This is a genomic window from Kitasatospora sp. NPDC041917 (genome assembly GCF_055589745.1).
The window spans coordinates 15,765-36,276 of record NZ_JBVJBI010000053.1 but is presented as its reverse complement, the minus strand read 5'-3'; the positions used below and the strand labels follow the sequence as shown (position 1 = coordinate 36,276).

17 protein-coding genes are annotated in these 20,512 nt (G+C 72.5%); 4 read left to right on the top strand and 13 right to left on the bottom strand.

Annotation, left to right across the window (positions count from 1 at the left end):
• Positions 1-317 precede the first annotated feature (317 nt).
• Positions 318-521 carry a cold-shock protein gene (locus ACZ6EM_RS36280; RefSeq protein ID WP_045694210.1) on the bottom strand — a complete coding sequence of 68 codons (204 nt, stop codon included), beginning with the start codon at positions 519-521 and terminating at the stop codon, positions 318-320.
• Positions 522-981: 460 nt separating this feature from the next.
• Here ACZ6EM_RS36280 and ACZ6EM_RS36275 point away from each other — a divergent pair, with 460 nt between their 5' ends.
• Positions 982-1,344: a hypothetical protein gene (locus ACZ6EM_RS36275; protein ID WP_465774274.1), complete on the top strand. Its 363-nt coding sequence runs from the start codon at positions 982-984 to the stop codon at positions 1,342-1,344.
• Between the two features lie 185 nt (positions 1,345-1,529).
• Here the strand turns inward: ACZ6EM_RS36275 and ACZ6EM_RS36270 are convergent, their stop codons facing one another.
• The 12 genes from ACZ6EM_RS36270 to ACZ6EM_RS36215 all read right to left on the bottom strand — a co-directional run bounded on the left by ACZ6EM_RS36270 (position 1,530) and on the right by ACZ6EM_RS36215 (position 11,046).
• Entirely contained in the window at positions 1,530-1,685 is a 156-nt protein-coding gene (locus ACZ6EM_RS36270; protein ID WP_465774273.1) for a hypothetical protein, read from the bottom strand.
• Positions 1,686-1,863: 178 nt separating this feature from the next.
• Entirely contained in the window at positions 1,864-2,715 is an 852-nt protein-coding gene (locus ACZ6EM_RS36265; protein ID WP_465774272.1) for an aldo/keto reductase, read from the bottom strand.
• Positions 2,716-3,007: 292 nt separating this feature from the next.
• Positions 3,008-4,159, bottom strand: a complete 1,152-nt coding sequence (locus ACZ6EM_RS36260) for a Glu/Leu/Phe/Val dehydrogenase dimerization domain-containing protein (RefSeq protein ID WP_401051019.1) — start codon at positions 4,157-4,159, stop codon at positions 3,008-3,010.
• Complete coding sequence (locus tag ACZ6EM_RS36255; protein ID WP_465774271.1) at positions 4,156-4,371, bottom strand: MbtH family protein; 216 nt, start codon at positions 4,369-4,371, stop codon at positions 4,156-4,158. Before ACZ6EM_RS36255 ends, ACZ6EM_RS36260 begins: the two co-directional genes overlap by 4 nt.
• 4 nt (positions 4,372-4,375) lie before the next feature.
• Entirely contained in the window at positions 4,376-5,146 is a 771-nt protein-coding gene (locus tag ACZ6EM_RS36250) for a beta/alpha barrel domain-containing protein (RefSeq protein ID WP_465774270.1), read from the bottom strand.
• Positions 5,143-5,826 carry a phosphoribosylanthranilate isomerase gene (locus ACZ6EM_RS36245; RefSeq protein WP_465774269.1) on the bottom strand — a complete coding sequence of 228 codons (684 nt, stop codon included), beginning with the start codon at positions 5,824-5,826 and terminating at the stop codon, positions 5,143-5,145. The genes ACZ6EM_RS36250 and ACZ6EM_RS36245 overlap by 4 nt, the downstream gene beginning before the upstream one ends.
• 6 nt (positions 5,827-5,832) lie before the next feature.
• Complete coding sequence (locus tag ACZ6EM_RS36240; RefSeq protein WP_380550365.1) at positions 5,833-6,972, bottom strand: acyl-CoA dehydrogenase family protein; 1,140 nt, start codon at positions 6,970-6,972, stop codon at positions 5,833-5,835.
• Positions 6,973-7,002: 30 nt separating this feature from the next.
• On the bottom strand, positions 7,003-7,377 hold the full coding sequence (locus tag ACZ6EM_RS36235; protein WP_380550362.1) for an ectoine synthase: 375 nt from the start codon (positions 7,375-7,377) through the stop codon (positions 7,003-7,005).
• 12 nt (positions 7,378-7,389) lie between these two features.
• On the bottom strand, positions 7,390-8,193 hold the full coding sequence (trpA, locus tag ACZ6EM_RS36230) for a tryptophan synthase subunit alpha (RefSeq protein ID WP_401047662.1): 804 nt from the start codon (positions 8,191-8,193) through the stop codon (positions 7,390-7,392).
• On the bottom strand, positions 8,190-9,251 hold the full coding sequence (locus ACZ6EM_RS36225; protein WP_465774268.1) for an anthranilate phosphoribosyltransferase: 1,062 nt from the start codon (positions 9,249-9,251) through the stop codon (positions 8,190-8,192). The genes trpA and ACZ6EM_RS36225 overlap by 4 nt, the downstream gene beginning before the upstream one ends.
• A 2-nt stretch (positions 9,252-9,253) precedes the next feature.
• Positions 9,254-9,517, bottom strand: coding sequence for a phosphopantetheine-binding protein (locus tag ACZ6EM_RS36220; RefSeq protein ID WP_359908886.1), 264 nt, complete (start codon positions 9,515-9,517; stop codon positions 9,254-9,256).
• A complete protein-coding gene (locus ACZ6EM_RS36215) occupies positions 9,514-11,046 on the bottom strand; it encodes an AMP-binding protein (protein WP_465774267.1) in 1,533 nt (510 codons plus the stop codon). Before ACZ6EM_RS36215 ends, ACZ6EM_RS36220 begins: the two co-directional genes overlap by 4 nt.
• A 437-nt stretch (positions 11,047-11,483) precedes the next feature.
• On the opposite strand from ACZ6EM_RS36215, the gene ACZ6EM_RS36210 reads away from it, so the two are divergent.
• The 3 genes from ACZ6EM_RS36210 to ACZ6EM_RS36200 all read left to right on the top strand — a co-directional run bounded on the left by ACZ6EM_RS36210 (position 11,484) and on the right by ACZ6EM_RS36200 (position 20,484).
• Positions 11,484-13,271, top strand: a complete 1,788-nt coding sequence (locus ACZ6EM_RS36210; RefSeq protein ID WP_465774266.1) for a condensation domain-containing protein — start codon at positions 11,484-11,486, stop codon at positions 13,269-13,271.
• A 155-nt stretch (positions 13,272-13,426) separates the two neighbouring features.
• Complete coding sequence (locus tag ACZ6EM_RS36205; RefSeq protein ID WP_465774265.1) at positions 13,427-17,341, top strand: non-ribosomal peptide synthetase; 3,915 nt, start codon at positions 13,427-13,429, stop codon at positions 17,339-17,341.
• Entirely contained in the window at positions 17,338-20,484 is a 3,147-nt protein-coding gene (locus ACZ6EM_RS36200) for an amino acid adenylation domain-containing protein (protein WP_465774264.1), read from the top strand. Before ACZ6EM_RS36205 ends, ACZ6EM_RS36200 begins: the two co-directional genes overlap by 4 nt.
• Positions 20,485-20,512 lie beyond the last annotated feature (28 nt).

Genomic DNA, 20,512 nt, shown 5'->3' with positions numbered 1-20,512 from the left:
CGCCGACGGAGACCGCAAGGGAACGGGCCGAGAGCTGTGACGGGTGGGGCGTGGACGGGGCAACCGTGCGGCACGCCACCTGCGGTCGGCGCCCACCGGCATGGGCGGGAGCGAGGACCTCGAATTGAGATGTCACGGCAGGGGGGTGATTCGGACGCGGCGCTGTGCGTCTCGCGTGGGGGCGACCGCCGGTGGCGGTGCTTGTCAGGGGGCCCGATGGCCGGGGGCGCGCCCGGGGCAACGCCGAGGGGCCCGCACCGGGCATTGTGTACGCGGTGCGGGCCCCTCGCTGCTTGGCGGGTGCCGTGGCAGAAGAATTACAGCGGGCGAATGTTCTCGGCCTGCGGGCCCTTCTGGCCCTGAGTGACGTCGAACTCCACCTTCTGGCCCTCGAGCAGCTCACGGAAGCCGTTGGCGTTGATGTTCGAGTAGTGGGCGAACACGTCCGGGCCGCCACCCTCCTGCTCGATGAAGCCGAAGCCCTTTTCCGAGTTGAACCACTTCACGGTGCCATTAGCCATTAAAAATCTCCTTCAAGGGGCTTTCCGAAGCACGCACAGCGCGAGCTCCGAGTCGCCGCGATGAGCACCCACCCGGGGAAGAGCCGGGAAACAAAAATGCGCCTGCGGAATACATCAGCAGGCGCACACAAAGTTCATGGGAACCACTACTGCAACTGAAACGACTCTAGCAGGCCCGGGCGGGCAACGGGCGGATATTTCACCTCCGGTTTCGGGGCAGCCTCGTCCGGGGCCGCCGGTCCCGAGCGAGGCAGGGACCCAACAGGCTTTGAGGGCAAGATGGTTGGCATGACGAGCACGGTCCGTGGCGGCGCCTCCCACCGGGGTGAATCCTCTGGGCGCGCCGTGTCCGACCGCGCACCCCTGCGCCCTGGCGCACTCCGAACGGGACACGTCGCCGTCGGCGACCGCTTCACCCGCGACACGTACGGGGACCGGGCCGTGCCCTACCCTGGGAACCATGTCGAACCCTGATGGGCTGCTCGTCGACATCGCCGCGATGGTGGAGTCCGAGCACAGCAACCAGATGGCCTTGACCGTGGTGGTCCCCGGCGCGGTGATCACCGGCAGACTCGCACCGGTGGCCCTGTGGTGGGAACGGGTGGCGGAGGTCCTCCAGGCCTCGGATCACCTGAAGCCGTTCGCCGCCCTCTTCGCCCCGCCCACGGACGGTCCGCCCGCACGGCCCACCCACCTCCACCTCCACCGGGCGAAGATCCTGCAGGGCGACTTCGCGCTGCCCCACACCGGCGGCATGTACCGCATCGCCATCGAGGACATCAGCAGTTGGACGATCGGGGACCTCAGCTATTCCGACACCTGACAGCCCCGGCAGGCCGAGTGGTCGCAGGGCTTTGCCCCCTACACCCACATGCCTCCGTGCCCGCCGCCCCGGCACTGCGCCGGGGCGGCGGGCGGTCCGGCCACTCCTCGGGCTCCTCCGGAGGGTCGGTGGGGCCACGGGGCCACGAGCTTCGCTATCACCGTCGCCACGTCCAGGACCCTCGACTACGTCCGTGAACGGCGGCGCTCGATGCCGCGGCTGCGTCCCACCCGGCTCAACACCCCGAGCTGCTCCGCGTCCAGCGCCGACAGCGGGGCGTCGGGGCTCGGCGCCCCGCCTTCCTGGGCACTGCCACTGTCGCCACGGCTTGTACTTGACACGGGACACAGTGTTACGCACGGCGCCCCCGGCCCGGCGCAAGGCACACCTCAAGCCGCCACACGCTCGGCAGGGCGTGCAAGGGGCTTCGTGCACGTCCCTGCGGTCATGGGATGCTGAGCCGGTCCTCGAAGAAGAGCGAGAACCGGTTCGGCGCGCGGCGGACGGGCGCCGCGGTGCTCAGCTGTCCAGGCGGCGCCGGCTGAGCCAGGCGACCATCTCGGGGTCCCGGTGGTCGAAGAACAGCGTCGTGCCGGTGTCGAGGGCGGCGACGGCGGACATCTGGTCGTCGGTGAGTGCGAAGTCGAAGACGTCGATGTTCTGCGCCATCCGGTCGGGGTTGACCGACTTGGGAATGGTGACGATGTCGCGCTGGATCAGCCAGCGGAGCACGACCTGCGCCACGGACTTGCCGTGCGCCTCGCCGACCCCGGCGAGGACGGGGTTGGTGAACAGGTCGTTCCTGCCTTCGGCGAAGCCGCCCCAGGCCTGGTGCCGGACGCCGTGCTCGCGCATGAGGGCGTGGTCGGCGGCGCGCTGGAAGAAGGGGTGGGTCTCGATCTGGTCGACCGCCGGGGTGATCTCGTTGTTGAGGACCAGGTCGAGGAGTCGGTCGGGGTGGAAGTTGGCGACGCCGATCGCTTTGGCCAGGCCCTCGCGGTTGACGGCCTCCATGGCGCGCCACTGGCCGTACACGTCGCCGTAGGGCTGGTGCATCAGGTACAGGTCGACGTGGTCCAGGCCGAGCCTGGCCAGGGACGTCTCGAAGGCGCGGCGGGTGTTGGCCTCGGCGGGGGCGTCCTGGACCCAGAGCTTGGTGGTGACGAACAGCTCCTGGCGGGGGATTCCGCTGTTCTTGATCGCGTGGCCGACGGCTTCCTCGTTGCCGTAGGCGGCGGCGGTGTCCAGCAGGCGGTAGCCGGCGGCGAGGGCCTCGGTGACGGCCTGCTCGGTCCGGTCCGCCGGGATCTGGTAGACGCCGAAGCCGAGGATCGGCATCCGGACGCCGTTGTTCAGGGTGACGTGCTGCACGGGGGCTCCTGGAGAGGACCGGATGGAAAGGGGGGCGGTGGTAGGTCGGCCGGTGGCTTCGGTGATCGCCGCCAGGACGCCGGTGGAGCGCCGTCCGGCGGCCTGCTGCTCCGCCCGGGTGGCCGTCCGAGGGTCCGTGCACGTCGGTGCCGCGCCATGGTGGTTCGCACTCTATCCATGACTCGTGCGATGCGCGCCCGCGCGTCGTTTCCGCGCCGACGGAGGCGGAGCGAGCACGGGAACGGTCACCACGGACGGTGTCGGGCAGGGACTGCCCGACAAGGTCACCGGATCACCCCTCGGCCGGGGCGGCGCGCGAACCGAGGAGCTGTGCGACCGGATCGGCGCTGCCCGTGGCGCTCAGCTCCTGCACCAGCTCGCAGTTCCTGGCGATCCTGGCGGCGATCCACTCGCGCAGCCACGCGGACAGCTGGGGGAGCGGCAGGTCGGACGGGGCCAGCCCGGTGAGTACGCAGCCGGTCGCCGCCGCGCCGCCGACGTTGACGACCACGTCCGGCAGGACGGTGTGACCGGCCTCGCGCAGCAGCCGGCGGGCCGGCGCGGTGCAGCTCAGGTTCCCGCCCTCGACCACCAGGCGGGCCCGGACCGCGGGCACCGCCTCCTCGTCGACCGCGGAGGCGGAGGCCGCCAGCACCAGCACGTCGGCGTCGACGTGCAGCCACGCCTGCCCGGGGCCGTGGACCGTGGCCCGGTCGGGCAGCCGGTTCCGGTCGATCGTGCCGTCGCTGCTGGTGAGCGAGGCGAGTTCGGCGACGGGCAGTCCGCGCTGGTCCTCGACGGTGCCCCGGACGTCGGCCACGGCCACCACCCGGTGGCCGTGGGCGGCCAGGTGACCGGCCACCGCGCGCCCGACGGTGCCGAAGCCCTGGATCGCGATGCGCTGCGGGGTCCGCGCGCCGGAGGCCCGTAGAGCGCCGAGTACCGCGACGGCCACGCCGAACCCGGTGATGTCGGCCATGTGGTCCCACAGTTCGGCCCAGCCGACGGTGAGGCGGGTGGTGCCGGGGAGGCGGGTGACGTCGTACCCGGCGGCCTCGAAGGCCAGCCGCCGGTCGGCGTAGGTGGTGCCCTGGTCGCACCCCAGGTACACCCCGCCGTGCAGCAGCGGGGCCGCGGCGCGGCCGAACTCCCGCATCACCGCCTCCCGTTCGACGCCGGCGCCCGGGTCGGGGGCGATGCCGGCCTTGGCGCCACCGATGGGCAGGCCGACCAGCGCCAGCTTGTGGGTCATCGCCCTGGCGAGCCCGGTCAGCTCCTGCTCGGTCACCGTCCGGGTCATCCTGGTGCCGCCCATGGCGAGGCCGTCGACCATGGAGTCGACGACGACCCAGCCCCGGGCCCGGCACTCCGGTAGGTCCAGGGCGGTGGAGAGCACGGGCCCGGTCGCCCCGCGCGCACCGTGCGGTGCGAGCGCCGGGTTCACTGCGCACCGTCCTCCGGGACGGACCGCAGGCGCAGGCTGCGGGGGCGCATGTCGGTCCACACGCGGTCGACGTGCGCGAGGCATTCGTCCTTCGCGCCCTGTACGCCGACCTCGTGCCAGCCCGCCGGCGACTCGCGGTCGGCGGACCAGATCGAGTACTGCTCCTCGTCGTTGACGACGACCTTCCACTGCTCGGTTGCCGCGCTGGTCATGGCGTTACCTCCGGATGTCGCTGGTGGGTGGGGGGTCCGCCGGGCGGCGGACGGGTGGAGCCGGTTCGGGGCCGGCGTCGGGACGGGTGCCGAGGCGGGCGTCGAGGCCGTCCAGCCATCCCGGCAGGCTGGCGGTGCGCAGGAGGCCCGTCCCGACGAGCACACCGGCGAAGCCCTCCCCGAGCAGGCGGGCGGCGTCGTCGGGGCAGCGGATGGCCCCGGCACTCACCGGGCACCGGGTGCCGCTGTTCAGCACCGCGGGCAGGAGCGAGGAGCTCCGCCCGAGGTCGCCCGCGCCGCGTTCGCGGGTGGCGATGTCCTTGTTGTTCACCGCGACCACGCAGTCCTCGGCGCGTGGCACGCGGCTGATCTCCTCCTCGGTGGTGACCTCGACGAACGGCGTCAGGCCCAGGCGCAGGCCGAGGTCGACCAGGTGGCCCAGGGTGGCGCGGGGCAGCAGCGCGGCGGTGAGCAGGACCGCGGACGCGCCGCTCTCGCGGGCCTGGTGCAGTTGGCTCCGGCGGGTGATGAAGTCCTTCTGCAGCACGGGCAGGTCCGTCGCCTCCACGACCTCGCGCAGCAGGTCCGGGGTGCCGCCGAACCACCGCCCGGTCACCACGGACAGGCAGGGTGCGCCGACGTCCCGGTAGTCGGAGACCAGGCGGGCGGCCGACCTGTCACCGAACAGGTCGTTTCCTGCGGCGTCCTGCCGCTTGAGCTCCATGATCACCGGTCGGCGGGCGTCCAGCAGCGCCTCGATGAACTCGGCCGTCATCCGGGCACCCCGCTGCCGTCCGTCGCTCGCCAGCCGCGCCGCAGGGCCGTGACCCGGTCGCTGCTCAGCCGTCCGTCGGGGTCCCTGGCCGCCGTGTCCACGTCGATGCCCAGGAACAGGGGGTGGTCGACCACCTCCCGGTAGTCCTCCCGGTTGCCGGCCGTGATGCCGCCGGCCAGCAGGAAGGGGCGCGAGAGGCGGTCCGCGATCCCGAGGACGGCCGCGCGGTCCGCCGGTTGCCCGGTACTGCCGATCCGGCCGTCCCCGGCCACCGCGTCCAGCAGGAAGAGGTCCGTTCCCGCCCGCTCGTACGCCGCGATCAGGGACCGCTCCGCGCGGGTGTCGGTACCGAGGTGCAGCACCTTGACCACGGTGAGGTCCGTGGTGCTCTTCAGGGCGCGGACCAGGCCCGGCGGCTGGTAGCCGTGCAGTTGGACCCACGGCACCCGGGCCGCGTCCGTCGCCGCACGCAGCGCCCCGGCGTCGTTCAGGAAGGTCACGAGGACCGGACGCAGTCGCGCCGTTCGGTGCACGGAATCCGCCAGCGAAGTTAGTTGACGGGGCGTCAGATTCGTGCGACCCCCCGGTACGCCGTGCCACAGGCCGACCAGGTCGGCTCCGGCCCTGTCGAGCGAGGCCACGTCCCCGGCCGAGGCGGCTCCGCAGATCTTGACCAGCATCAGGCGTCACAGCCCCAACATGGCGGCGACGCGGTTGCGTTGGATCTCCGAGGTGCCCGAGTAGATCGGGCCGGCGACCGCGTCGCGCACGTCCTTCTCCAGCCCGTACTCGGCCAGGTACCCGCTGCCGCCGAAGATCTGCACGGCGGCCAGTGCGGAGGAGAGGTTGCTCTCGCTGGCGACGAGCTTGCTGACGGCGATGTCCCTCGTGACGTTCTCGCCCTCCGTCAGCCGAACCGCCGTGTCGTAGAGCCATTTCCGTGCGGTGTCCAGGCCGATGCCCATGTCCACGAGCTTGTGGGAGATCGACTGGTACGAGCCGATCGGATGGCCGAACTGGACGCGCTCCTTGGCGTATTCGACGCAGCGGTCGAGCCGGTACCGCATCTGCCCGGTGTTGATGACGAAGGAGCAGAGGATCTCCCACTTCATCACGTGGTCCAGGACCAGGAACCCGGATCCGACCCGGCCGATCACGGCGGACGCCGGGACCCTGCAGTCGTCGAAGTGCAGTTCACCCAGCGGAGCGGTCCGCAGCCCCATGGTGGCGACGGGTGGCCCGACGACGAGCCCCGGGGTGTCCCGCTCCACGACGAAGGCGGTGATGCCGAGCGGGCCGCCGTTCGGGTGGGTGCGCGCGTAGACCACGAACACGTCGGCCACCGGGCCGTTGGTGATGAAGGACTTGCCGCCCCGCAGCACGAAGCCGTCGTCCTCGCGGGTGGCCGTGGTCCTCATCGCCAGCGCGTCGGAGCCGCTCTCGGTCTCGCTGATCGCGTGCGCCCCGATCGTCTCTCCCGAGCAGATCCCCGGCAGGTAACGCGCCTTGAGCTCCGGTGAGCCGAACCGTTGCAGCGGGACCCCGGCGCCGACCAGGTGGGTGGCGACCGAGAAGTTCAGTCCGCCGTCACGGCATCCGGTCCCGAGCTGTTCGAGCACGTGCATGGTGGTGAGCAGATCCTGGCCCAGCCCGCCCCACCGCTCGTCGAACGGCAGGCCGAGGATTCCGGACCTCCGGATCAGCTTCCACTTGTCCCACGGGAAGGCGCCTTCGGCATCCCCTTCGAGATGGCCCGAGCTGAGTTCCTCGCACCACTGGGCGATCCCCTCGCCCAGGGCGATCTGGTCGGCGTTCCACCTGATCATCTGTCGGTCCCGTCAGTCCTGTCGGTCCTGTTAGTACTCGGAGAAATCGGCTGAGTCCAGGTTGTGGCGTTCGTCGCCGCGCAGCGCGGGCGAGAACACGCAGACCAGGCGGAGGTCCTCGTCCTGGCTCGCGATCAGGAAGTGGGCGTCGTGCCGGTCGAGCGCGTACAGCGTGCCCGGCTCGATCGGGTGGGACGTGCCGTCGGCGTCCACGACCTCGCCCGTTCCCTCGATGCAGTAGCAGGCCTCCAGGTGGCGGCGGTACTCCAGCCTCGACTTGGTGCCGGCGCGGACGGTGGTGTCCGTCATCGTGTAGCCCAGGCCGTCGGATTCGAGAAGGAACCTGCGGCTGAGCCCGTTGCCCCAGTCCACGGTCTTCGCTTCGTCAAGGCGTCGGACGATCATCGGGTGTGCCTCCTAGTGGTTGGCTGAACACGGCGAAAGGGTGTGCACGAAGGTGTGGAACTCCTCGACCACGTCGGCCCCTTCGGCGAGGGCCTGTTCGATCCGGGCGACCCCGGCGCTGCCCACGACCGCGGCGTCGGCGCCGAGGTCGTGCAGCAGGGCGATGTCCGCCCCGGAGCGGACGCCGAAACCGACGGCGATCGGCACGGCGGTCGCCGTCCGCAGTTCGGTCAGCGCGGCGGCCAGCTCCCGGCGGTCGGCCGTGAGCCTGCCGCCGCTGCGGCCGTAGTGGGCCACCAGGTACAGGTACGCGGTGGCGCACTCGGCGGCCGCGGCCTTCACCTCGGCCGTCGACGCGGCGTAGCAGGTGGCGACCATGGGCAGCCCCGCCTCCCGCACCGCTTCGAGGCAGCCGGCCCGTAGCCGCGGTGGCAGGCCGTGGACCAGCAGCCCGTGGACGCCCGAGTCGGCGACCCGCCGCACGAAGCCGGGCACGGTCAGGTCCCTGACCGTGTGGCTCCAGTCGGCCAGCAGCGCCACCCGCAGGTGGCGCAGCCGGGGCAGGATCCCGCCGAGGAAGTCGAGCACCTCGTCGAGTCCGCCGCCGTCGGCCAGGGCCCGCTGCGCCGATCGGCGGATGACGGGCCCGTCGGTGACCGAGTGGGGAAAGGGCACCGCCAGCTCCAGGCAGTCCACCCGGCAGTCGTCGAGCATCCGCATGACGTCGGCCAGTACGGGCAGCGGCGGGTCTCCGGCGTTGAGGAACATCGCCAGGCCGGGCCGGTCCGGCGGCCGGTGTGCGAAGAACCCGCTCACCGCGCACGCGCCGTGGCCGCCGTGCGGCGCGCCGGTCGGGCACGGAGGCGCTCGACGAGCTCGCGGGCGGCGCCGCCGCGCAGGGCGTCATCGGCCGCCCCGATCGCCTCCGGCCACCCGTCGATCAGCCCGCTCGCGACGGCCAGTGCGGCGGCGTTCAGGCGGACGGTCCGCGTCGCGAGACCCGTCCCCTCCCCGGAGAGCACGCCGAGGAAGTGGTCGACCACGTCCTCGCCCCTTCCGGCCGGCCGCAGTCCGGCGATCGCGTCGGTCCCGGTCCCGGTCCCGCTCCCGGTCCCCGGAGCCTCGGCCGGCAGCCGGATGCCGTCGGTGCCGTCATTGGTGAGGACGACGTTGTCGACGGAACTGACGAGCTCGTCGATGCCCAGCTCGTTGGAGCACAGCCAGATCCTCCGGCCGGCGACGGTGGCGGCGACATCGCCCAGAGTCGGCACCAGCGAACGGTCCGAGACGCCGACGAGCTGGGCGGAGACCGGCACCGCGGCCAGGAAGGGGCCGACGGAGTTGATGAATCCGCCGATCATCCGCAGGTCCATCGGCACGATGCTCCGGGCCAGCAGCGCGACCTCCCGCGGATAGACGAAGTTCCCCGGAAACGCGATCCCGAAGCGTTCCAGCAGGTCCTCGGTCTGCTCGTACGAGGTGGTCCTTCCGATGCCGAGACGGTCGAGCAGATCGTGGGAGCCACAGCTGCTCGTATAGGCGCGGGACCCCGTCTTGACGATGCGCACGCCCAGGGCCGCGGCGACGAACGCCGCCGCGGTGGAGATGTTGAACGTGGCCGGCCCGCCTCCGGTGCCGACGATGTTGGCCGCGCCGTCCAGCCGCGCGGGGACGGCCGGCCGCCGCTCGTCCAGCGAGCGGAGCATCGCGACCAGCGTGTCCCGATCGGGCATCCGGGTGGACAGCGAGGACAGCAGCGCCACCGTCTCGCCGGACCGCAGCGCGCCGTCGCGCAGCTGGTCCCAGAAGGACCCCCACAGCTCCTGGTCGACGGTGCGGTCCCGATCGATCAGCGCTCGCAGTACCTCGTGCATGACTAGTGGGAGTCCGTCCGGTGCGGCTGGGCCTCCTCGATGAACCTGCTGATCGAGGCGACGGAGCGGAAGCTGTCCGGGTCGAGGTCGAACTCCTCGACGCGCAGGTCGAAGCGGTCCTCCAGCCAGGCGATCGTCTTGAGCAGGCCGAGGCTGTCGATGACCCCGCCGTCCACGAGGTCGTAGTCGGAGTCCAGCTCGTGCGCGCCGACGTCCGGCAGGAACTCCTCGATGATGAACCGGGTGACTGTCGCGGCGTGCTTCACGTGGCCGTTCCTTCGCTGGACTGGGACTGGGACTGGAGTTGGGACGGGGAGCAGGTGCGCTCGATGGGCGTGCGGTCGGTCTTTCCGGTGGACGTCCTGGGCAGCGGGTCGTCCACGATCAGCAGGGTCGAGGGGACCGCGGTGAGCGGAAGCCGTTGTGCGCAGTGCCGGCGCAGTGCCAGCGAGTTCAGCCGACTGTCCGGGGCGCGACGGACCACGCTCCGCAGCAGGCGGCCGGCCACCGGGTCGGGCACGGCCAGCACGGCCGCCTCGACCACGTCGGGATGGTCGAGCAGCACCTGTTCGACCTCATGGGTGTTGACCCGCACGCCGCGGACCTTGACCTGGTGGTCGTTCCGGCCTTCCAGGGTGATGCGGCCGTCCCGCTCGCGCCGCACGAGGTCGCCGCTGCGGAAGTAGCGCCGTGTCTCCCCTGCGTGGCGGTGGGTCGCGAACCGGTCGGCGTTCTGGTCCCGGTCCAGGTAGCCGGCGGTCTGGAACGGCGTCGCGACATGGAGCTCGCCGGTTCCCGGCCCGGTCACGATCCCGCCGTCGGCATCGACGATCACCGCGTGGACGCCGGGCAGCGGGCGCCCGATCGGCACCGGGCCGTCCGCCGGCTCGGTGCCGTCGACCTCGTGCAGGAAGCTGTCGTTGGTCTCGGTGCAGCCGTAGACGTTGTAGAGCCGCGCGCCGGTGAACAGACGCGGCAGTTCGGCCAGGCAGCGGGCGGGCAGGCTGTCACCGGTGAAGACGACGTGCTCGACCGTGTCGAGCCGCCGGCCGCTCGCCGCGGCCGCGTCGACCAGCAGCCGGTAGAACATCGGTACCGCCTGGACGAGTTGGACCTGGTGGCGGGAGACGAGGTCCAGCAGGTGGCCCGGGTGGGTGGCCCGGGCCGGATCGACCAGGACGACGCGGCCGCCGTACTTGAGCGTGGTCCAGATGTCCAGCAGGCACAGGTCGAAGGTGAGCGGGGCGTAGTTGAGGACCGTGGTCCCCCGACGGATGCCGAACCGCTCGCCGGCCCAGGTGGTGAAGCGGTCCACCGCCCCCGTACTCAGCGGCACGATCTTCGGCCGCCCGGTGGAACCGGAGGTGGTGAACATGAAGGAGATGTCGGCGGGCTCCGTATCGCGCGGCGCCCTCGGTTCCGCAGGCCGGTCCACGGTGCCCGGTCCGGGCGCCGGGGCGCTGTCCGGCGTCAGGACGTGCCGGATTCCGGCCCGCTCCACCAGCGCGTGGGACGTTCCCCCCTCCGGCGTGGGTGCCGGCAGCAGCAGAAAGCGCCGCCCTTCGAGCAGGCAGGCGAGCACCAGGGCGATCGTCGAGGGCGACTTGGCGGCCGGGATGCCGATCGGCTCGTTCTCGTCCGGGGCGAGCCGGCCGATCCGGACGCGCTCCCGCTCTGCCAGTCGGTGGAGTTCACCGTAGGTCGTCTCTTCTCCGCGCCACACCAACGCCGGATCACCGGGGTGGCCGGTGGCGTGCGAGACGAATGAACCCACCAGGCTCTGCTGCTGCGTCATGCCTTCTCCGAGTTCATGCAAACGAAGTGGGTTCATATTCAACGGATGAGTTCATGCAACGGGTTCACCGATCTCATTCGGAACAATGAGGGGGTCGGCACGAAAGGGGCTCACCCGGCCGTCCACCTGGTGAAGGAAGAATTATCACGTGGCGCCCGCCCACGGAAGTGGGTTGGTCGACCGGAGTCATGACGGCACGTCAGAGACGGTTTCGCGGCCGGTCGCGCCGATGCTAGCCGTCGAGCGTGTTCGATCTACATAAGGAATCCGGTGGACTGGCGTAAAGATTGTCTTGATGCCTGCAACCCCGTTTCCTGTCTTGCGGAGTGAGACGGGAGCTGCCTACTATCCGCCGTACTGATCGCGATGTAGCGAATCGGCGAGGGGATTTCCGGGGCGTTCGAGCGTTCCCGATCGCCGTGAAAGGTGGATCCGTCATGCCTGGCTCCGATCGGCGCGCGCACGCTCCGACCCTGTTGTCCTTCGCCCAGCAACGGCTGTGGTTCCTCGACCGGCTGCGGCCGGGCCGGCCGGACCACAACGTCCCGACCGCGGTTCGCCTGCGCGGCCGGCTGGACCAGGGCGCGCTCGTCCGGGCGCTGACCGAAGTCGTGCGGCGCCACGAGGTGTTGCGCGGCAGGATCGTCGACACCGACGACGGCCCGCGCCACGTCACGGACCCGGTCGAGACCTTCGTGCCGACGATCACCGATCTGACGCACGCCCCGGCGGAGCAGGCCCGGCAGCGGGTCCGGGAGCTGGTGGCCGCCGATCTGGCGACCCCGTTCGACCTCGGGACCGCTCCGATGCTGCGGGCCCGGCTGATCCGCACCGCCCCGGACGACCATCTGCTGCTCCTGGTGATCCACCACATCGCCTGTGACGGCTGGTCGTTGTCGGTGCTGTGGCAGGAGATCTCCGCCGGATACGGTGCCGCCGTCGAAGGCCGGCCGATCGCCCTGGCGGACCTTCCCGTCCAGTACGCCGATTTCGCGGACTGGCAACGGGGCCACCAGGACGGAACGGCGCTGAAGGACCAACTCGCCTACTGGTGCGAGCACTTGGCCGACCTGAGCCCGTCGGTGCTCCCGACGGACCGGGCCCGCCCCGCGGTGTGGTCGGGCCGGGGCGACCAGGTCGAGATCGAGATCCCCACCGAACTCGCCGACCGCATCCGCGCACTGGGGCGCGCCCACGAGGTCACGCCGTTCATGACGCTGCTGGCCGCCTTCCAGGTCCTGCTCGCGCGCTGCACGGGACAGGCCGACGTGACGGTGGGGACGCCGATCTCCGGACGGACCCGGATCGAGCTGGAGCCGCTGATCGGCTTCTTCGTCAACACGCTCGTCCTGCGCACCGACCTGTCCGGCGACCCCGGCTTCACCGACGTGCTCGCCCGGGTGCGGCGGTGCGCGGTGGAGGCCTACGCCCACCAGGACGTCCCCTTCGAACGGCTGGTGCAGGAGCTGCGGCCCGAACGCGATCTCGGCCAGCACCCCCTGTTCACCGTCATGTTCCAGCTGGAGGATCCGCCGGCGCTCCCGTCCGGCCTCCCGGGGATCGAGGTGAGCGACCATCGGATACCGAACGAGGTGGCGAAGTTCGACATCGAGGTCTCCCTGACGGACCGCGGAGACCGCATCACCGGTGTCATCCGCTACGCCACCGACCTCTTCGACCGCGACACGGTGCGGCGACTCTCCGAGGGTTTCGAGGCGCTGCTCGACCAGCTCGTCGGCAGTCCCGAACGGCCGATATCGGCGTGGGAGACCCCTCCCGGCCTCCGTGCGAGCCGTTCCGCCCCCGCCACTCCCGCCGTGCCGCCCGCGGCCCCGCAGTCCGATGCCGACCGGGCCGGCGCTCCCGTCGCGAGGACCGCGACCGAGACCGAGCTTCTCGTGCTGGAGACCTGGGCCGAGGTGCTCGGTGCCGCCCCGGACGACGTGCACGGCGACTTCTTCGAGCTGGGCGGCCATTCGCTCCTCGCGTCGAAGATCATGTCCCGACTGGGCCGGGCACTCGACCTCGAACTGCCGGTCACCCTGCTGTTCTTCCACCCGACCGTCGCCGAACTCGCCGACGCCGTCGACGCGGCGTTGCTGGCGGACCTCGGCGCCGCCGAAGCGGAACCGCGCCCCGCCGAAGCCGCACCACTTACCGCCGAAGCCGCACCACTTACCGCCGAAGCCGAACCGCTCCCCGCCGGAAAGGCCCGTCACCCGTGAAGGCACCGCACAGTCGATCCGAGCCCGGCCGACCGACCGGCTCCACGCCGGCCACGACCCGGGCCCTGCTGGACCAACGCGTCCGCGCGGCCCGGAGCAGGGCCGCCGAGGGCGAGCCCGGGGACGCGGTCCCACGCCGCCCGGTGGGCGCGCAGGTGACCTCGTTCACCCAGGAACGCATGTGGCTGATCGAGCGGCTGTCCAACGGCCCCGCGATGTACAACGTCCACGAGGTCTTCCGGCTGCACGGCCCGCTGGACGTGGCCGCCCTCGGCCACAGCCTCACCGAGCTGGTGCGGCGCCACGAAGTCCTGCGCACCGCCTTCCCCGAGCAGGACGGGCGCCCCGTCCCCTCGGTCGAGCCGGCCCGGCCGCTCGACCTGCCCGTCACGGACCTCCGGGCCGAGCCCGCGGACCGCCGGACGCAGCTGGTCCTCGATCTCGTCCACGCCGAGATCCTGCGCCCGTTCGACCTGGCCACCGCCCCGCTGCTGCGCGCGGCACTGCTGCGGGTCGACGAGGACGAACACGTCCTGGTGGTGGTCGTCCACCACATCGCGGTCGACGGCTGGTCGATGCCGCTGCTGTGGGACGACCTGTCGGCGATGTACCGGAGCCGGCTGGAAGGCCGCGAGCACGAGCTGCCGCCCTTGCGGATCCAGTACGCGGACTTCGCCCACTGGCAGCGGGCCCGCCTCTCCGGCGAACGCCTGCAGCGCCAACTGGACTACTGGAGCGCACAGCTGTCCGGGCTGTCGCCGCTGGACCTGCCCACCGACCGCCCGCGCGGACCGGTCCGCGCGGGCCGGGGCGAGCGGATCACCTTCACCGTGCCCGAGGAACTGGCCGGGCGGTTGCGGCTGCTGGGCCGGCGGCACGGCGCGACGATGTTCATGACGCTGCTCGCCGCGTTCCAGGTCCTGCTCGCCCGCTACAGCGGACAGTCGGACGTGGCGGTCGGCACCCCGGTCGCGGGCCGCACCCGTCCGGAACTCGACCCGCTGGTGGGCTCGTTCATCAACACCGTGGTCATCCGCACCGACCTCGCGGGCGACCCGAGCTTCGCCGAGCTGCTCGATCGGGTCCGCCGGACCGCCGCGGACGCCTACGCGCACCAGGACGTGCCGTTCGAACGGCTGGTGCAGGAGCTGCGGCCGGCCCGCGGTCTCGACCGCAACCCGCTGTTCCAGGTGATGTTCGCCGGCCTGTCCGACCCGACCGCCTCCCTCCGGCTGGTGGGGACGGAGGTCGAACGGATCGAGGTCGACAACGGCACGGCCAAGGTCGACCTCAGCCTGGTGATCGCCGACGGGCCGGCCGGCCCGGGCGGGACGACCGGGACGGTGGCCTTCGACACCGATCTGTTCGACCGCGCGAGCGTGGAGCGCCTGGTCGGCCACTACCTCCGGCTGCTGGACGCCGCGTCCGGCGATCCCGACCGTCCCGTCTCGCGCCTGGAGCTGCTCACCGAGGCCGAACGCGAGGCGCTGCTGGTGGCCGCCAACGCCACCGACGAACCCTTTCCCGCGGACCTCTGCGTGCACGAGCTGGTCGAGGAGCGGGCCCGGCGGACCCCCGACGCGGTGGCGGTCCGCTGCGGCGCCGAGCGGCTGACCTACCGGGAACTCGACCGCCGGGCCAACCGGTTGGCCCGGCACCTGCGAGCCCGGGGAGCCCGGCCGGAACGCCTGGTCGGCGTCTGCCTGCCGCGCTCGGCGGACCTGGTCGTGGCCCTGCTGGCCGTCCTCAAGTCGGGCGCCGCCTACCTGCCGCTGGACCCGGACCTCCCGGCACGGCGCATGTCGTTCATGCTCGCCGACGCCGACGTGCCGCTGCTGCTCACCCAGGACTCCCTGGCCGACCGGCTCCCGAGCCACGGCGCCGCCACGGTGCGGATGGACACCGAGGCCCGGGTCATCGCGGCCCAGCCGGAGGACCCGCTGCCACCGCTCGCGACGCCCGCCAACCTGGCGTACTCGATCTACACCTCCGGTTCGACCGGCCGCCCCAAGGCCGTGCTGGTCCCGCACGAGGGCGTGGTCAACTACCTGGTGGTCCGCGGCCGGCAGCTGGACCTCGGCGGGGACGACGTCGTCGCCTCGGTGGCCTCGATCTCCTTCGACGTCATCGTCCCCCAGGTGCTCATGCCCCTGGCCTGGGGCGCGAGCGTGGTGATCGCCCCGTCGGAGGTCGCGGTCGACGGCCCGCGCCTGACGGAGATGATGCGCGAGTTCGGCGTCACCACGCTCATGGCCACACCCGCCACCTGGCTCCTGCTGCTGGACGGCGGATGGCAGGGCGGCCGGTTCCAGGCGATCTGCGTGGGCGAACCGCTCCAGCCCGCCCTGGCCCGGCGGCTCCTCGACCGGGTCTCCACGCTGTGGAACGGCTACGGTCCCACCGAGGCGTCCGTCGGCTGTGTCACCCGGCGCGTGGACGCCGAGCGGGACCTGGCCCGGCCGGGCGGGTCCGTGCCGATCGGCCGGCCGCTCGGCAACCTCCGGATCCACCTGCTGGACCCGGCGGGCGCCCCGGTGCCCGTCGGCGTACCGGGGGAGATCCACATCGGTGGGGTCGGCGTCACCCGCGGGTACGCCAACCGGCCGGGGCTGACCGCCGAGCGCTTCGTGCCGGATCCCTTCGGTGCGGCCGGCGGCCGGCTGTACCGGACCGGCGACCTGGCGCGGTACCTGCCGGACGGCAGCCTCGTCTTCCTCGGCCGCACCGACGAGCAGGTGAAGATCCGGGGATACCGGATCGAGCTGGGCGAGATCGAGGCCGCGCTGTGCGCGCGGCCCGGTGTCGCCAGGGCCGCGGTGACGGTGCGCGGCGGCGGGACGGACGCCGAACTGGCCGGCTACCTGGTGTGGCAGGACCGGCCCGGTGACCTGGGGGACCTGCGGCGCTCCCTGCGCGAGACCCTGCCCGAGTTCATGGTGCCGACGACGCTGACCGCACTCGACCGGATCCCGTTGACCACCAACGGCAAGGTGGACCGCGGGGCCCTGCCCGCGCCCGCCCGCCACGGCCACGAGGCGGGCGCGCTACCGCCGCGGGACCTGCCGGAACTCCTGATGACCGGGATCTGGGAGCGTGTGCTGGGCACCCCGCGGGTCGGCGTCCGGGACGACTTCTTCGCGCTGGGCGGGCACTCCCTCAGGGCGGTCGAGCTGGTGGAGGCGATCCGGCGGGAGTGGGGGGTCACCGTGCCGCTGAACACGGTGTTCCGCCATCCCACCGTCGAGGGCCTGTGCGCGGAACTGCCCCACGCGTCGCGGGCCCTGCGCCGGCTCGTCGTCCCGCTGGCCGAAGGTGACCGCCGCCGGGCGCCGCTGATCCTGGTGCACCCGCAGAGCGGCGACGTGTGCTCCTTCCTCCACCTGGCCGGACAGCTCACCGGGCGCCTCGCCGAATCCCCTGCGGGCGGCCGGCCCGTCCACGGCCTGGAGGCCGTCGGCTACAACACCGACGAGCCGCCCCTGGCCACCGTGGAGGAGCAGGCGCAGCGCTACCTGCGGGAGCTGCGGTCCGTCCTGCCCGACGGCCCGTACCTGCTGGCCGGCTGGTCCTTCGGCGGGCTGGTCGCCTTCGAGATGGCCCGCCTGCTGGAGGAACAGGGGAACCCCCCGGGATTCCTCGGGATCATCGACGTCGGAGCGCCCGCGTCCACCGCTGGAGCCGCCGACGGGTCGGTCGGGGACCTCCACGAACTCGACGAGCAGGACGCCCTCTCGCTGCTGCTCCACGACGCCGACGCCCGTGAGCGCCTTCCCCGGCGGGGGCGCACCGAGCAACTGCGCCGCATGGTGCGGGTCTTCACCACCAACGGCGACGCCGCCCGACGCTACCGGTCGACGGCACGGCTGCGGACACCGATCCACCTGTTCACGAGCGCCGAGGCCCACCCCTCGCTGACCGGCCCGGTCGTGGTCCCCGCCCGGTGGCGGGAACGCACCCGGGGGGCGTTGAGCGTGGTCGAGGTACCCGGCAACCACCACGACATGCTCTCGCCGCCCCATGTCGCGCCCTTCGCCGACGCGCTGTCGGCCGTCCTGGAGGAACTCGGATGAGCGACGGACACGAGTTGCCGCTGTCGTCGGCGCAGTCCGGCATCTGGTTCGCCCACCACCTGCGCCCCGGCAGCCCCGCCTACAACACCGGCGAGTACGTGGACATCCCCGGGCCGATCGACCCGGAGCTGTTCGAGACGGCCGTGCGGCGCGTGGTGGACGAGACCGAGTCACTGCGGGTCCGCCTCACCGACGGCGCCGACGGCCCCCGGCAGGTCGTCACCCCGGCGCCCGACTGGACGATGCACCACGTCGACCTCACGTCGGCACCGGATCCGCTGCGGGCGGCCGAGCGCTGGATGCGCGCCGACCTGTCCACACCGGTCGGGCTCACCCGGGACCCGCTGTTCCGCCAGGCCCTGTTCACCGTCGCGCCGGACCGCTTCCTCTGGTACCAGCGCGTCCACCACATCGTGGTCGACGGCTTCAGCATGTCGCTCATCGCGCGCCGCGTCGCCAGGACCTACACCGGACTGGTCGAGGGCAGGGGCGGGACAGGACCGGCCTTCGGGCCGCTGAGCCTCCTGCTGGCGCACGACGCCGCCCACCACGCGTCGGAACAGCCCGAACAGGACCGGGCGTTCTGGGCGGCCCGGCTGGCCGGCCGACCGGATCCGGTCAGCCTCGCCAGCCGTTCGGCGGCCGCCTCGGACGGCTTCCTGCGCCGTACCGGCAGCCTCGACGCGCCCACCCTGGCCGCGCTGCGGCGGGCCGCGCGACCCGCCGGGGCGAGCTGGCCCACCGCCTTCACCGCGACGGTCGCCGCGTACCTCCACCGCCTCAGCGGCGAACGGGACATCGTGCTCAGCATGCCGGTGACCGGGCGCACCGGCTCCTCCGCGCCGGCCGTCCCCGGCATGGTGGCGAACGTGGTGCCGCTGCGGCTGAGCGTGCACCCCGAACAGGGTCTGTCCGCCCTCGCGCGACAGGTGGCCGAGGAGGTCGCCGCCCTGCGCCCGCACCAGCGCCACCGCAGCGAGGACCTGCGCCGGGAGCTGGATCCGGCACGTTCGGAGCGGGTCCTGTTCGGGCCCGTCGTCAACATCATGTCCTTCTACTACCACCTGGACTTCGCGGGGGTCCGGGCCACCGTGCACAACCTGTCCAACGGGCCGGTCGAGGACCTCTCGTTCTCCGTCTACGACCGCTCCGACGGCACCGAGCCCCGGCTCGACGTCGACGCGAACCCCGCGCTCTACTCCGAGGCCGAACTCGCCGCCCACCAGCAGCGGTTCCTCCGGTTCCTGAACGCGGTGGCCGCCGACCCGGACCGGCCGATCGGCCGGCCCGACCTCCTCACCGAAGCGGAACGGCACCGGACCGTCGTGGCCGGCAACCGCACCGCGCGGCCGCTGCCGCACCCGACGGTGCCGCTGGCCTTCGCGGCCGAGGCCGCGCGCAGGCCCGATGCGCCCGCTGTGGTGTCAGGGCAAACCACCCTGTCCTACGCGGAGTTGAACGCCCGCGCCAACCGGCTGGCCCACCGGCTCATCGCCCTGGGTGTCCGCTGCGACACCACGGTGGCCGTGCTCATGGAACGCTCCGCCGACGTGGTGGTGGCGGTCCTGGCGATCGGCAAGGCCGGCGGCGCCTACGTGCCGCTGGACACCCGGGCCCCGACGGCCCGCCTGCGGCGCGTCCTGGACGACACCGGGGCGTCGGTGCTGCTCACCCACCGGGCCACCCGGGAGCACGAACTGTCCCACGGCATACCGGAGGTCGTCGTCGACGCCGACCCCGGCCTCGCCGACGAGCCGGCCACCGATCCCGTCGTGCCGCTGCGCCCGGACCACCTGGCGTGCGTGCTGTACACCTCGGGGTCCACGGGCACGCCGAAGGGCGTGGCCCTGAGCCACCGCAACGTCATCAGCCTTACCGCACAAGGCTGTTGGCGCGAACAGGACGGCCCGCGCGTGCTCGCGCACTCCCCGCACGCCTTCGACGCCTCCACCTTCGAGTGGTGGGTACCGCTGCTCAACGGGGGCCGGGTGGTCGTGGCCCCGCCCGGGGAGCTGGCGCTCTCCGACCTCCACCGGCTGATCGTCGACCACCGGGTCGGTGCGCTGTGGTTGACGGCCGGGCTGTTCCGGGTGTTCGCCGAGGAGTCGCCCGGCACGCTGGCCGGGGTCGGCCAGGTGTGGACCGGCGGTGACATCGTGCCGGCCGACGCGGTACGGCGCGTCCTGGCACGGTGTCCGGACTCCGTGGTGGTCGCCGGGTACGGCCCGACCGAAGCCGCCACGTTCACCACACGCCGGGTGCTCCGCCCCGGTGAGGCGGTTCCCGACGTCGTCCCCCTCGGCCGGCCGATGGACAACAGGCGGGTGTACGTCCTGGACGAGGCGCTGTCGCCGGTGCCGCCGGGGGTGGCCGGCATGCTGCACGTCGCCGGTGCGGGCGTGGCGCGCGGGTACCTGAACGACCCCCGCCGGACGGCCGGCCAGTTCCTGCCGTGCCCGTTCGGCGAACCGGGGGAGCGGATGTACCGCACGGGCGACGTGGTCCGCTGGAACGCGGAGGGGGAGCTGGAGTTCCTCGGCCGCGCGGACGAGCAGGTCAAGCTCCACGGCTTCCGCATCGAACTGGGCGAGATCGAGGCGGTGCTGGCCGGGCACCCCGCCGTCGCCCAGGCGACCGTGGTCGCCGGCCCGGGTGCCCCGCCCGGCCGACGCCTGATCGGCTACGTCGTCCCGGCCGGGGACCCGGCGCTCGACCCGGCGTCGGTGCGGGAGCACGCCTCGGCGGTGCTGCCGGACTACATGGTGCCCTCGGTGATCGTCACGCTCGACGCCTTCCCCCTGACCCCCAGAGGGAAGATCGACCGGGGTGCGCTGCCCGTCCCGGACCCCGCACCGGCGCCGTCCGGCCCCGGGCCGCGCACCCCGGCGGAGCGGACGATGTGCGCGCTGTTCGCCGAGGTGCTCGGCCGGCCCACGGTGGGCGTCGACGACGGTTTCTTCGCGCTGGGCGGCAATTCCCTGCTCGCGACCAGGCTGGTCAACCGGGTGCGGGTGAGGTTCGGCCGCGAACTCACCCTCGGCGCCCTGTTCCAGGCGCCCACGCCGGCGCGCCTGGTCGACGCGCTCGACGACGCCCCGGACGCCGCGGCCGTACCGGACCTCTCACCACGTACACGACTCTGACGACTCTGACAGCTCTGACAGCGATCAC

Coding starts and splice junctions, on each gene's coding strand:
- ACZ6EM_RS36280 (WP_045694210.1), bottom strand. CDS start 521: ATGGCTAATGGCACCGTGAAGTGGTTCAACTCGGAAAAGGGCTTCGGC.
- ACZ6EM_RS36275 (WP_465774274.1), top strand. CDS start 982: ATGTCGAACCCTGATGGGCTGCTCGTCGACATCGCCGCGATGGTGGAG.
- ACZ6EM_RS36255 (WP_465774271.1), bottom strand. CDS start 4,371: ATGACCAGCGCGGCAACCGAGCAGTGGAAGGTCGTCGTCAACGACGAG.
- ACZ6EM_RS36250 (WP_465774270.1), bottom strand. CDS start 5,146: ATGACGGCCGAGTTCATCGAGGCGCTGCTGGACGCCCGCCGACCGGTG.
- ACZ6EM_RS36245 (WP_465774269.1), bottom strand. CDS start 5,826: ATGCTGGTCAAGATCTGCGGAGCCGCCTCGGCCGGGGACGTGGCCTCG.
- ACZ6EM_RS36240 (WP_380550365.1), bottom strand. CDS start 6,972: ATGATCAGGTGGAACGCCGACCAGATCGCCCTGGGCGAGGGGATCGCC.
- ACZ6EM_RS36235 (WP_380550362.1), bottom strand. CDS start 7,377: ATGATCGTCCGACGCCTTGACGAAGCGAAGACCGTGGACTGGGGCAAC.
- ACZ6EM_RS36225 (WP_465774268.1), bottom strand. CDS start 9,251: ATGCACGAGGTACTGCGAGCGCTGATCGATCGGGACCGCACCGTCGAC.
- ACZ6EM_RS36215 (WP_465774267.1), bottom strand. CDS start 11,046: ATGACGCAGCAGCAGAGCCTGGTGGGTTCATTCGTCTCGCACGCCACC.
- ACZ6EM_RS36210 (WP_465774266.1), top strand. CDS start 11,484: ATGCCTGGCTCCGATCGGCGCGCGCACGCTCCGACCCTGTTGTCCTTC.
- ACZ6EM_RS36200 (WP_465774264.1), top strand. CDS start 17,338: ATGAGCGACGGACACGAGTTGCCGCTGTCGTCGGCGCAGTCCGGCATC.